Source organism: Nocardioides sp. JCM 18998 (assembly GCF_055391535.1).
Genome location: NZ_AP043886.1, coordinates 2,110,500 through 2,122,574, shown reverse-complemented (window position 1 = coordinate 2,122,574; position 12,075 = coordinate 2,110,500). Strand labels below are relative to the sequence as shown.

The 12,075-nt window shown below is 71.1% G+C and carries 12 protein-coding genes; 2 read left to right on the top strand and 10 right to left on the bottom strand.

The genetic code is table 11. From position 1 onward, the window contains the following. The first annotated feature begins 61 nt into the window (after positions 1–61). On the top strand, positions 62–802 hold the full coding sequence (locus ACZ5L9_RS09950) for a matrixin family metalloprotease (protein WP_464536691.1): 741 nt from the start codon (positions 62–64) through the stop codon (positions 800–802). A 49-nt stretch (positions 803–851) separates the two neighbouring features. On the opposite strand, the gene ACZ5L9_RS09945 is transcribed toward ACZ5L9_RS09950, so the two are convergent. The 9 genes from ACZ5L9_RS09945 to miaA all read right to left on the bottom strand — a co-directional run bounded on the left by ACZ5L9_RS09945 (position 852) and on the right by miaA (position 8,797). Next, entirely contained in the window at positions 852–1,442 is a 591-nt protein-coding gene (locus ACZ5L9_RS09945) for a mismatch-specific DNA-glycosylase (RefSeq protein WP_464536689.1), read from the bottom strand. Then, entirely contained in the window at positions 1,439–2,128 is a 690-nt protein-coding gene (locus tag ACZ5L9_RS09940) for a class E sortase (RefSeq protein ID WP_464536687.1), read from the bottom strand. The genes ACZ5L9_RS09945 and ACZ5L9_RS09940 overlap by 4 nt, the downstream gene beginning before the upstream one ends. Then, positions 2,128–3,117 (bottom strand): aldo/keto reductase, encoded by a 990-nt coding sequence (locus tag ACZ5L9_RS09935; protein ID WP_464536685.1) that lies wholly within the window; start codon positions 3,115–3,117, stop codon positions 2,128–2,130. The genes ACZ5L9_RS09940 and ACZ5L9_RS09935 overlap by 1 nt, the downstream gene beginning before the upstream one ends. Positions 3,118–3,176: 59 nt before the next feature. Further along, on the bottom strand, positions 3,177–3,884 hold the full coding sequence (locus tag ACZ5L9_RS09930; RefSeq protein ID WP_464536683.1) for an SGNH/GDSL hydrolase family protein: 708 nt from the start codon (positions 3,882–3,884) through the stop codon (positions 3,177–3,179). Between the two features lie 43 nt (positions 3,885–3,927). Further along, complete coding sequence (gene hflX / locus ACZ5L9_RS09925; RefSeq protein WP_464536680.1) at positions 3,928–5,418, bottom strand: GTPase HflX; 1,491 nt, start codon at positions 5,416–5,418, stop codon at positions 3,928–3,930. 137 nt (positions 5,419–5,555) lie between these two features. After that, positions 5,556–6,332: an SDR family NAD(P)-dependent oxidoreductase gene (locus ACZ5L9_RS09920; protein WP_464536678.1), complete on the bottom strand. Its 777-nt coding sequence runs from the start codon at positions 6,330–6,332 to the stop codon at positions 5,556–5,558. Between the two features lie 55 nt (positions 6,333–6,387). Continuing rightward, positions 6,388–7,224, bottom strand: coding sequence for a diaminopimelate epimerase (dapF, locus tag ACZ5L9_RS09915; protein WP_464536676.1), 837 nt, complete (start codon positions 7,222–7,224; stop codon positions 6,388–6,390). Beyond that, a complete protein-coding gene (locus tag ACZ5L9_RS09910) occupies positions 7,224–7,841 on the bottom strand; it encodes a pyridoxamine 5'-phosphate oxidase family protein (RefSeq protein WP_464536674.1) in 618 nt (205 codons plus the stop codon). The genes dapF and ACZ5L9_RS09910 overlap by 1 nt, the downstream gene beginning before the upstream one ends. After that, a complete protein-coding gene (miaA, locus tag ACZ5L9_RS09905) occupies positions 7,838–8,797 on the bottom strand; it encodes a tRNA (adenosine(37)-N6)-dimethylallyltransferase MiaA (RefSeq protein ID WP_464536672.1) in 960 nt (319 codons plus the stop codon). Before miaA ends, ACZ5L9_RS09910 begins: the two co-directional genes overlap by 4 nt. Before the next feature lie 136 nt (positions 8,798–8,933). Here miaA and ACZ5L9_RS09900 point away from each other — a divergent pair, with 136 nt between their 5' ends. Beyond that, positions 8,934–10,175, top strand: coding sequence for a multidrug effflux MFS transporter (locus tag ACZ5L9_RS09900; RefSeq protein ID WP_464536670.1), 1,242 nt, complete (start codon positions 8,934–8,936; stop codon positions 10,173–10,175). Between the two features lie 364 nt (positions 10,176–10,539). Here ACZ5L9_RS09900 and miaB read toward each other — a convergent pair whose 3' ends face one another. Beyond that, a complete protein-coding gene (gene miaB, locus ACZ5L9_RS09895) occupies positions 10,540–12,024 on the bottom strand; it encodes a tRNA (N6-isopentenyl adenosine(37)-C2)-methylthiotransferase MiaB (RefSeq protein ID WP_464536668.1) in 1,485 nt (494 codons plus the stop codon). Positions 12,025–12,075: the final 51 nt, after the last annotated feature.

The following is a 12,075-nucleotide window of genomic DNA, read 5'->3' as shown; positions in this document are numbered from 1 at the left end:
CCACGGTCGAGGCGTCAGATTTGGAAGGCCGAGATGTCAGTTGTCGCGCCATGATGGTGGGGTGGCTCTGACCGGGCGGCGCGGAAGCGGTACGACCTTGATGCTCGTGCTGCTCAGCGCCGCGCTCGGCGCCGGTCTCCTGCTGGTCGCACCGACCTCCGTGGGGCGCCAGTTCCGCGAGCTGGTCCACGTGCGCGAGCCGCACCGTGTGCTCCCGGCGGTGGTGGTCCATCACGCCGGCGGGCACTACGCCTTCGAGAAGACCCAGCCCGGCAGCGACAAGCCGGTGACCTATGACCCCTGCCAACCGATCACGTACGTCCTGAACCTCGGCGCCGGCCCCACCGACGCCCGCGTCATCATCGGTACGGCGATCACCCGGATCAGCGCCGCCTCGGGCCTGGCCTTCGAGGATCGCGGCACCACCGACGACACCAACTTCGAGCACCGCAAGCCCGGCGACCCGGTGCTGATCGGCTTCGTCCCGCCCGGGACCCTCGACGAGCTCGACACGGAGAGCGGCAAGGTCGGCCTGGGCGGCAGCACCTCGGTCAGCGTCGGCGTCGCCCACCTCGTCTACCGGACCGGGATGGTCGCGCTGCGCTCGGACTGGTTCAACGACCCCCGGGTGCCGACCCCGCAGAAGATGGCCGTGGTCATGCACGAGCTGGGCCACGTCCTCGGCCTCGGGCACGTCGACGACACCAACGAGATCATGGCGAGCGCGAACGTCGGCCAGACCCGCCTCGGTCCCGGCGACCGCGAGGGTCTCGCCCTCCTCGGCCGCGGCGAGTGCCTGTGAGCCCGCTCCTCGGCGGCGAGGACGGGCCTCTTCCTCACCCGTTGCCGGGTCAGAGGACGCCGGCGGCGCGGGCTGCCGCCGCGTACGCCTCGGCGAGCGAGGCGACCGTCTCGTGGGCGTTGAGCCCGCTGGGGTTGGGCACGACCCAGATCTCCGCATCGCCCCAAGCGCCGTCGAGCTCGGCGGGCTGGATGCCGGCGGCGGCCTTCGGCAGGCCGAAGGCGGTGCGGTACGCGGTGATGCCGGCGATCGCGACCACGCGGGGCGCGAGCCGTCGGACCAGCTCCTGGAGCTGCACGCCGCCGGCGACGAGCTCGGCCTTCGACAGCTCGTCGGCGCGGGCGGTGGCGCGGTGGACCACGTTGGAGATGCCGATCCCCCGGGCACGCAGGTGCTCCCGGTCCGTCTCGTTCATCCCGGCCGCCGGGTCGATCGGATGCGTGATGATCCCGGCCCGGAGCAGCGCCGGGTAGAACCGGTTGACCGGGTGCGCGAAGTGGGTCCGGGTCGCGGCGGTCCACAGCCCCGGGTTGATCCCGACGAACAGCAGCCGGAGCTCCTGATCGGGGCCGGGCAGCAGGTCCGGGACCACTGCATCGCGGTAGGACTCGAGCTCGGCGCGGGTGAAGCGGCGGCTCACGAGGGCACCTTCCCCTCGAGGACGCCGAAGGCGACCATCCGGTTGTCGGTGTGGAAGAGCTCGCTGCAGGTGGTCAGTGTGATCAGCCGCTGCCCGGGCTCCTGCGCCGGCTGTACGCCACCGGTGTCGGGGTTGGTCGGCAGCGGATCGGTCACCCAGCCCGCGGTGAACGGGACGACCAGTGCGGAGCCGGCGGTGGTGAGTCGGTATGTGTAGGTCTCGGTGCGGGTCTGCACGACGATCTCGTCGCCGACCTCCAGGTCGGGCATCCGCCGCAGCGGCTCGCCGTGCGTGATCCGGTGGGCGGCGAGGGCGTAGTTGCCGACCTCGCCCGGCCCGGCCGTCTCGGCGAAGTGCCCGTAGCCGGTGGCCAGGACCTCGTCGGAGGTCCCCTCGAAGACCGGCACGGCGTAGCCGGAGCCGAAGCGCGGGATCCGGATGATCGCGGTGGCGTCGCCCCACGGCGTCCGGACCACGTCGCTCCCCGATCCCGTGTCCGAGCGGCTCCACTCGCGCTCGATCTGGGTGAGCGCCTGGTCCCGGTGCCGGTGCGACACCCAGGTCGTCCCCCAGAACTCCCAGGCGACGTAGCCCAGCAGCGAGACTCCGACCAGGATCAGCGCGATCCCCGGCCAGAGCAGCAGGCTTCGGCGGCGCAGGTGCGCCCGGCGCCTGGAGCGTGCCATCACCAACGCGGGTGGATCGATGCCCGCAGATGGGTGTCGTAGATCGCCCGGACGCCCGCGAGGAACTCCTCGCTCACGGCCGGCAGCTCACCGGCGGCGGCGTTGGCGGTGGCCTGCGCGAGGGTGCGCGCGCCCGGGATCACGGTGGTCACGCCCGGCTGCTGCGCCACCCAGGCGAGCGCGGCCTGAGCGGTGCTCGCACCGGCGGGGCCGTGCTCGCGGGCCAGCTCGGCGAACTCCTGTGCCGCCTGCAGCCCGACCTCGTAGTCGACGCCGGAGAACGTCTCGCCCACGTCGAAGGCCTCGCCGTGGCGGTTGAAGCTGCGGTGGTCGTTGTGCGCGAAGACGGTCTCGCGGCTGTAGCGCCCCGACAGCAGCCCCGAGGCGAGCGGCACCCGGACGATGATCCCGACACCCGCCTCGACGGCGGCCGGCAGGACCTGGTCGAGCGGCTTGAGCCGGAACGCGTTGAGGATGATCTGCACGCTGGCGGCACCGTTGCGGATCGCGGCGAGCGCCTGATCGCAGGTCTCCACCGAGACGCCGTACGCCGCGATGGCGCCGTCCTCGACGAGGGTGCGCAGCGCGTCGTACGTCCGCTCGTCCTCGATCGTCTCGGTCGGCGGGCAGTGCAGCTGGACGAGGTCGAGGGTGTCCACGCCGAGGTTGCGGCGCGAGCGATCGGTCCATCCCCGGAAGGCGTCGAGGGTGTAGTTCTCCGGGCGCTGCTCGACGCGGCGGCCCATCTTGGTCGCCACCGTGACCGGGGCGCCCGAGGCCTTGAGGAAGGCGCCGATGATCTGCTCGCTGCGGCCGTCGCCGTAGACGTCGGCGGTGTCGAAGAAGGTGACGCCGGCCTCGACGCTGGTCTCCAGGACCGCGCGGGCGTCGGCCTCCGAGACGTCACCCCAGTCGGCGCCGAGCTGCCAGGTGCCGAGGCCGATGATCGAGACGTCCTTGCCGGTGCTTCCGAGGGTGCGCTGGTCCATGACGACCATCTTGGCCGATCGGGTGCAGGACGCGGCAGTGCCCCCCTGCGGCGCCGGTGTCAGGCCGGGTGTGCGGCGAGGAAGCCGGCGACCGCATCGCCGAACGTGTCGGCGCCCGCCTGCGTCGGGTGCAGCCGGTCCGGCTGGTAGGCCAGGTCGAGCCCGACGGTGGAGAAATACGGTATGTCCGCCTTCGCCGAGAGCGCGGCCAGGAGCCGGTCGACCCGCGGCACTGCGGCCGCGCGCGCCGGCGCCGGCGCCGGACCGACCACCACGACCCGAACGCCGTGCAACGCGACCATCAGACGACGAAAGCCGTCCTCGATGGCCGCATCCGTCTGGTCGTAGTCGTTGAGGCCGCCCTCGACGACCACCAGACCGGCGTCCCGTCGGATCGTGGCCCGCCGGACGTCGGCGGCGGCCCGCTGGGCGTACGCCACCGGGCCGCAGGGTGAGGCGTGCGCGCTGAAGCCGGAGCCGGAGAAGCCGTCGACGTACACCCGTCCGGGCAGGCGCGAGGGCCACGAGCGGTCCGGATCGTCGAGCCCGAGGCCCGCTGACCACGAGTCGCCGATCACCACGACCCGTTGCCCGGTGCCGCTGACCGCCGCCGCCCGGGCCGCTTGGTCGGCGGCGAACCGGTCGCACCGAGCGCCGATCGCGTCCGCGGCAGCGCGGGCGTGCCACTGCCGTACGCCGGTCAACACACCGACGAGGAGACAGACGACCACGACCACGAAGGCCGTGCGACGGACCGAGACGCGCACATGAGAAGGATGCGGCCCGGGCCGCGCCCGCGCAGCCGAATCGTCAGATCGCGTAGGGAGCGAGCTCGCCGGCCAGGTCCTCATTGGCCCGGCCCTTGATCTCGGTGCCCTCTCCGGTGTGCTCCAGCGCGTCGATCTCGCCGTGCTGGTGGATCGCGTTGACCAGGTCGCCGCGGCCGTACGGGAGCAGCACGTGGAACGCGACACCCGGACGCGGCAGGTCGGCCTCGACAGCGGCGATCGCGGCCTCGATGCCCTCGCCGGTCTTGGCGGAGACGACGACCGAGTGCGGCTCGGCGCGCTGCAGCCGCTGCACGACCAGCGGGTCGGCGGCGTCGGCCTTGTTGATCACCACGAGCTCGGGCACCTGGGAGGCGCCGATCTCGGCGAAGACCTCGCGTACGGCGGAGAGCTGACCCTCGGGATCCGGGTGGGACCCGTCGACGACGTGCACGATCAGGTCGGCGTCGGCGACCTCCTCCAGCGTCGAGCGGAACGCCTCGACGAGCTGGTGGGGCAGGTGCCGGACGAAGCCGACGGTGTCGGACATCGTGTAGACCCGACCGTCGGCCGTGGTGGTGCGGCGCGTGGTCGGGTCGAGGGTGGCGAAGAGCGCGTTCTCGACCAGCACGCCGGCGTCGGTGAGCCGGTTGAGCAGGGACGACTTGCCCGCGTTGGTGTAGCCGGCGATGGCGACGGCGGGGATCTGGTTGCGCCGGCGGGTCGCCCGCTTGATGTCGCGGGTGCCCTTCATCTCGGTGAGCTCGCGGCGGAGCTTGGCGATCTTGTCGTTGATCCGGCGGCGGTCGGTCTCGATCTTGGTCTCACCGGGACCACGACCGCCGATGCCGACGCCGTTGGCCGCGCGTCCACCGACCTGGCGCGACAGGTTTCCGCCCCAACCGCGCAGGCGCTGCTTCATGTAGTTGAGCTGCGCGAGCTCGACCTGCGCCTGGCCCTCCTTGGACTTCGCGTGCTGGGCGAAGATGTCGAGGATCAGGGCGGTGCGGTCGACGACCTTGACCTTGACCCGGTCCTCGAGGTTCCTGAGCTGGCTGGGCGCGAGCTCGCCGTCGCAGATCACCGTGTCGGCGCCGGTGGCCTGGACGATCTCGCGGATCGCCTCGACTTTGCCGCGCCCGACGTACGTGGCCGGGTCGGGCGCCTGACGGCGCTGGTAGATCGCCTCGAGCACCTCGGAGCCGGCGGTCTCGGCCAGCAGGGCGAGCTCGGCGAGGCTGTTCTCGGCGTCCTGGGTGGTGCCGGTGGTCCAGACGCCGACCAGCACGACCTTCTCCAGCCGCAGCTGGCGGTACTCGACCTCGGTGATGTCCTCGAGCTCGGTGCTGAGCGAGGCGACCCGGCGCAGAGCGTGGCGCTCGGCGAGTTCGATCGCGCCGAGGGTCTGCTCCTCGGGGTCCTCCTCGCCGTACTCGTCCACGCCGAGGGCGTCGCCGTTCTCGTCGGGCTCGGTGTCCCAGTCGGCGGTGTCCTCGAGCTCGTTGTCGAGGCTGAAGTCAGATGCGTTCGTCATACAAGGATCAAGAGTACGACCGCCCGCCAGCGATTATCCGTTTCCGAGGTGCGCCGGGGCGCGTGCCGACTTGTCAGCAAGGACCGCCGAGTTTGCAGATGAAGTGCAGACTCGGCGGTCGTGGCTGCAGATTCGCGCTACTTGGGAGGCATCCGGATGCCGCCGTCGACACGAATGACCTCGGCGTTCATGTAGTCGTTGGTCAGCAGCTCCAACACCATCGAGGCGAGCTCGTCGCCGGTGCCGAGACGCTTGGGGAAGAGCACGTTGGAGCCGAGGTTGGCCTTGAACGCGTCCGCCTCGGGACCGGTGCCGTAGATCGGGGTGTCGATCAGGCCCGGCGCGACCACGTTGAGCCGGATGCCGGAGGCGGCGAGGTCACGGGCGACGGGCAGGTTCATGCCGACGACCCCGCCCTTGGAGGCGGAGTACGCGGCCTGGCCGATCTGGCCGTCGAAGGCGGCGACCGAGGCCATGTTCACGATCGCGCCACGCTGGCCGTTCGCGTCGGGCTCGTTGCGGCTCATCACCGTCGCGGCCTGGCGGGTCATGTCGAAGGTGCCGATGAGGTTGATCTCGATGACCTTGCGGAAGGCGCCGAGGTCGAACGCGCTGGAGATCTGGCCGTCGCGCCCGATCGTACGGGTCGCCCAGCCGATGCCGGCCGAGTTGACGCAGGCCTTGAGCGGGGCGATCTGGGCCGCCTGCTCGACGGCGGCGGTGATCTGATCGGTGTTCGTGACGTCGACCTGGGCGAAGACGCCCTTGACCTCCTCGGCGAGGGCCTCGCCCTTGTCGGCCTGGAGGTCGGCGATGATCACGGTCGCGCCGCGGGCGGCGAGCTGGCGCACGCAGGCGGCGCCGATGCCGCTGGCGCCGCCGGTGACGATGGCAGTGCTGCTGGTGAGGTCCATGCCTCGGACCCTAACAGCGAGACTGTCAGGGTGGAATGCGTTCAGGAGGTCGACCTCAGAGAGCGGTGGTGCCGCTGGCGACCAGCGCCGCCGGACCGGTGAGCAGGGCGTGCCCCTCCTCGGTCCACGTCACCGTGAGTCGCCCGCCCGGGACGTCGACGGTGTAGGTCGAGCCGTCGGAGGCGTGCCCGTCGGCGGCCATGATCGCCACGGCGGTCGCGCCGATGCCGGTGCCGCAGGAGCGGGTCTCCCCCACGCCGCGCTCGTGCACGCGCATCGTCAGGTGCCCGGCGCCGGTGCGCTCGACCAGCTCGACGTTGACGCCGTGCGGGTAGGTGGCCGCGTCGAACAGCGGCTGCCGGGTGAGGTCGAGCGCGGCGACGCCGCCCTCGACCAGGGCGACCGCGTGCGGGTTGCCCATGTCGACGTGGCGCGCGCTCCAGGTGTGGTCGGCGACGCTCACCTCGGACCAGCCGAGGAGCTGGGGCTCGCCGAGATCGACGGTCCAGAGGTCGCCGTCGAACGTGAGGGTCTTGTCGCCGGCACGGGTCGCGATGGTGATCCGATCGGTGGTGTCGAGGCCGGAGGCGCGCAGGTACGCGGCGAAGGCGCGGGTGCCGTTGCCGCACATCTCGGCGATCGAGCCGTCGGCGTTGCGGTAGTCCATGAAGAACTCGGCACCACTCACCGATTCCGGTGCGCCGGGCCAGTCCGCCGGGTAGGCGGCCGTCCGGATGACCCGGAGCACGCCGTCGCCGCCGATGCCGGCGTGCCGGTCGCACAGCGCGCGTACGCGCTCGTCCGCGAGCGGGCCGTGGACCGATCCGTCGGGGTCGGGCAGGACGACGAAGTCGTTCTCGGTGGCGTGCGCCTTGGTGAAGTCGTACGCCATCAGTAGAGCCCCAACTTGTAGGCCTCGCCGTAGTAGGCGTCCAGCTCCTCGAGGGTGCCGGGCGCGTTCTCGAACTCCTTCGCGATCACGGCGCGTCGCGGGATGGCCTCGGCGGGCGTCCAGGTCTCGTGCTCCCAGAGACCGCTGCGCAGGAACGCCTTCGCGCAGTGGAAGAAGATCTGCTCGATCTCGACGACCAGCGCCATGATCGGTCGCTTCTCGCGCACGCTCATCGCGTCGAAGAAGTCCGCGTCGCGCACCAGCCGGGCGCGGCCGTTGATCCGCAGGGTGTCGCTGCGGCCGGGAATGACGAAGAGCAGCCCGACGTACGGGTTGGCGAGGACGTTGAGGTAGCCGTCGGCGCGCCGGTTGCCGGGGCGCTCGGCGATCGCGATCGTGGCGTCGTCGAGGACGTGGACCAGCGAGCCGGCCGGGTCGCCCTTGGGGCTGGCGTCGAGGCGGCCCTCGGCGTCGGAGGTGGCGAGCACGCAGAACGGGCTGGCGGCCAGCCAGTCCCGGTCGATCTCGAGCAGCCGGGTGCGCTCCTTGTTGACCGCACGCTCGTTGGGCTCCCCGAGCAGCGCACGCAGCTCGGCAGCGGACTCGATCGGGGTCATGGTTGAAGTGTATGGATCGCGGCCAGTGCTTTCTCGACCCGATCCGGGTCGTCGTAGCCGACCCAGACCACGCGCGGGTCCTTGCGGAACCACTGGTCCTGGCGACGGGCGAACTGGCGGGTCTTGATCGCGGTCTTGAGCTTGGCCTCGGGCAGCGACAGCTCGCCGGCGAGGAAGGCGGCGACCTCCCGGTAGCCGATCGCGGTCTTGGCGGTCTTGGTCTCCAGCAGGCCCTCGTCGATGAGCCGCACGACCTCCAGGACGAGACCGGCGTCGAACATCTCGTCCACCCGCTGCAGGATCCGCGCTTCGAGCGTCTCGCGGTCGATGTCGACGCCGATCTGGACGGTCGCCGGATCGGCGTACTCCTGCACGGGCAGACGTGCGCTGAACGGCTCCCCGGTCAGCTCGATCACCTCCAGGGCGCGCACGATCCGCCGGCCGTTGTCCTGCTCGATCCGCTCGGCGGAGACCGGGTCGAGCTCGGCGAGCCGGGCGTGCAGGGCCCGGGTCCCGACCCGCTCCAGCTCGGCCTCCCACCGCTCCCGGACGGCGGCCTCGGTGCCGGGGAACTCGAACCGGTCGACGAGCGCCCGGGTGTAGAGGGCGCTACCGCCGACAAGGACCGGCGTCCTGCCGTGGGCGCGCAGGTCGGCGATCACCGCCCGGGCGCGCTCCTGGTAGTCGGCGACCGTCGCCGGGTGGGCGAGGTCGAGGATGTCGATGAGGTGGTGCGGGATGCCGCGGCGCTCGGCAGCCGGGAGCTTGGCGGTGCCGATGTCCATGCCCCGGTAGAGCTGCATCGCGTCGGTGTTGACGATCTCGCCGCCGAGGCGCTCCGCGAGGTCGAGGGAGAGTGAGGTCTTCCCAGCGGCGGTGGCGCCGACGACGGCCACCAGCGGCGCGGCCGGGGCGGTCGTCTCGTCGGGGTCGGGAGTGGAGCCGCTGAGTGACACGTGCTCAGTGTGGCAGCCGTGCGCGGAGCAGCCCCGGACGCTGCCGTACGGGCCGTACGCGCCGCCTCTCGGACGGTGGGTCACCGGTGGACTAAGCATTCGCCCGCGGGAGCGGTCTCAACGTAAAATCGGCCCAGTGACTGAGGAACATCTCCCGCGGCGGCTGCTGATCGCGATGGCGCTGCTGTGGGCGACCTCGCCGATCTCCACCGATCTCTACCTCGCCTCCTTCCCGGAGATGACCCACGGCCTCGGGACCGACGCGTCGATGATCCAGTTGACGCTCACCGCGTTCCTGGTCGGGATCGGCGTCGGGCAGGTGCTGTGGGGGCCGGTCAGCGACCGCTACGGCCGCTACCGCCCGATGATCGCCGGCGCCTCGGTCGCCCTGGTCGCCTCGCTCGTCGCGATGCTCGCGCCCACGGTCGAGGTGCTGATCGCGGCGCGCCTCGTGCAGGCGCTGGCCAGCGCCGCGTGCGTCACGGCCACGAGCGCCTCGGTCGCCGATCGCCTCACCGGCTTCCCGCTCGCCCGCACGATGACCCTGATCGGCAGCATCATCGGCGTGGCCCCGATCGTCGCCCCCGTCGTCGGCGGCCTGCTCGCCGAGGCGGTCCCGTGGCGCGGCATTCTCGCCATCATCGTCGCCTTCACCGCTGCCCAGCTGGCCGTGATCCTGCTCGTCATCCGCGAGACGCACCCGCCGGAGCGGCGCTCGCGACGGATCGAGTACGGCCACCTCGGCACCCTTCTCACCCGCCCGGCCTACATCGGCCACGCGGGCACGCAGGTGCTCAACTTCAGCACCCTGATGGCGTACGTCTCCTCCTCGTCCTTCATCTTCCAGAGCTACCTCGGCTTCTCCGCCTCGGTCTACGGGCTCTGCTTCGCGGGCAACTCGATGGCGCTGGTGGCCGGCAACTACACGTCCTCGCGGCTGGCCCGCAAGCGCGTCCACCCGGCGCGGACGATCTCGGTCGCGCTGCCCGTCGCGGTCGCGGCCGTGCTCACCATGCTGGTCGTGGTGATCTCGCCGCTGCCGCGCCCGTTCCTGCTGGCCCCGCTCTTCGTCGCGATGGGCTCGTTCGGCTTCATCACCGGCAACGCCGGCGCGCTCGCCGTGCAGCAGAGCCGCGACATCGCCGGCTCGGGCAGCGGGCTCGGCGGCGGGCTGATGTTCCTCTGCGCCGGCCTGATCTCGCCGATCGGCGGCATCGCCGGCGAGGACACCGCCCTGCCGCTGGTCATCTCGATGACCTGCACCGAGCTCGCCGCGGCCGCCTGCTTCATCGCCGTGCGCCGCTACGTCTCCCGCCACGAGCACCTCGAGCACGCGTTCCGCGTGGAGCCGGTCGTGGCTGTGGCTGCGGAGGCCTGACGGGCGCCGGCGCGCAACTGTCACCGTGATAGTTCGGGGCACGAGTGAACGTTTGAACTGTTACTCGTGTCGCCAACTGTCACCGTGACACTTCGCAACTGTCACGGTGACACTTCGAGCACGCCGCCGGACCGAAGTATCACCGTGACACTTCGGGGCACGAGTGAACGCTTGAACTGTCACTCGTGTCGCCAACTGTCACCGAGGCACCGCGCAACTGACACCGTGACAGTTCGGACCACGAGGCCGAGCCCGAACTATCACCGTGACACTTCGGGGCACGAGTGAACGTTTGAACTGTCACTCGTGTCGGCAACTGTCACCGTGACACTTTGCAGCTCTCACGGTGACGCCCGGCGACCGTTCAGCCGCAGGCCGGGGCGTCCGGGAGCGGGGCGGGCACACCGATGGTCGGCAGGCCGAGGCCGACCTTGCGCGTCTCGGGCTCGCCGACGGGCCTGCCCTGGCGGGCCTCCCAAGCGTCGCCGGAGCGGGTCCGGCGCACCGAGAGGACCTTGTCGGCGACGAGGTGGTGCGGAGCGGCGTACGTGATCTCGGCGGTGACCATGTCACCGGGGCGGGCGTCGACCGCCTCGAAGTGGACGAGCCGGTTGTCGGGCGCCCGCCCGGACATCCGCTGGGTCTCGCCGTCCTTGCGACCCTCGCCCTCGGCGACCATCAGCTCGACGGTGCGACCGACCTGGGCCTGGTTCTCCTCCCAGGCGATCTCGTTCACCAGCGCGACGAGCCGCTGGTAGCGGTCCTTCACGATCTCCGGCGAGATCTGCTCGTCCATGGTCGCGGCCGGCGTGCCGGGCCGCGGGGAGTATTGGAACGTGAAGGCCGACGAGAAGCGGGACTCCCGCACCACCCGCATCGTCTCGAGGAAGTCGTCCTCGGTCTCACCCGGGAACCCGACGATGATGTCGGTGGTGATCGCGGCGTGCGGGATCGCCTCCCGCACCCGCTCGATGATCCCCAGATACTTCGAGGAGCGGTACGAGCGGCGCATCGCCTTCAGCAGCCGATCGGAGCCGGACTGCAGCGGCATATGCAGCGACGGCATCACGTTCGGGGTCTGCGCCATCGCCTCGATGACGTCGTCGGTGAACTCCGCCGGGTGCGGCGAGGTGAACCGGACCCGCTCGAGGCCCTCGATCTCGCCGCAGGCCCGCAGCAGCTTGGAGAACGCCTGCCGGTCGCCGAACTCCACGCCGTACGCGTTGACGTTCTGGCCCAGGAGGGTCACCTCGGACACGCCCTCCGCGACCAGCGCGGAGATCTCGGCCAGGATCTCGCCCGGGCGGCGGTCCTTCTCCTTGCCGCGCAGCGACGGCACGATGCAGAACGTGCAGGTGTTGTTGCAGCCGACCGAGATCGAGACCCACGCGGCGTACGCGGACTCTCGCTTGGTCGGCAGGGTGGAGGGGAAGACCTCGAGCGACTCGAGGATCTCGACCTGCGCCTCCTCCTGGACGCGGGCACGCTCCAGCAGCACCGGCAGCGACCCGATGTTGTGGGTGCCGAACACGACGTCGACCCACGGCGCCTTCTCGACCACGAGCGAGCGGTCCTTCTGGGCCATGCAGCCGCCGACGGCGATCTGCAGACCGGGGTGCTCGCGCTTGACCGCGGCCAGGTGGCCGAGGTTGCCGTACAGCTTGTTGTCCGCGTTCTCGCGCACGGCGCAGGTGTTGAAGACGACGACGTCGGGATAGGCGGTCTGCTCGCCCTCGGCCGCCGGCACATGACGGAGGTAGCCGGCATCCTCGAGCAGCCCGGACAGGCGCTCGGAGTCGTGGACGTTCATCTGGCACCCGTAGGTGCGGACCTCGTACGTGCGCGTCATAGCCCTACGAGGGTACGGCGCGCCGCGGGCGGCGCCGGAATCTGCGAGGCT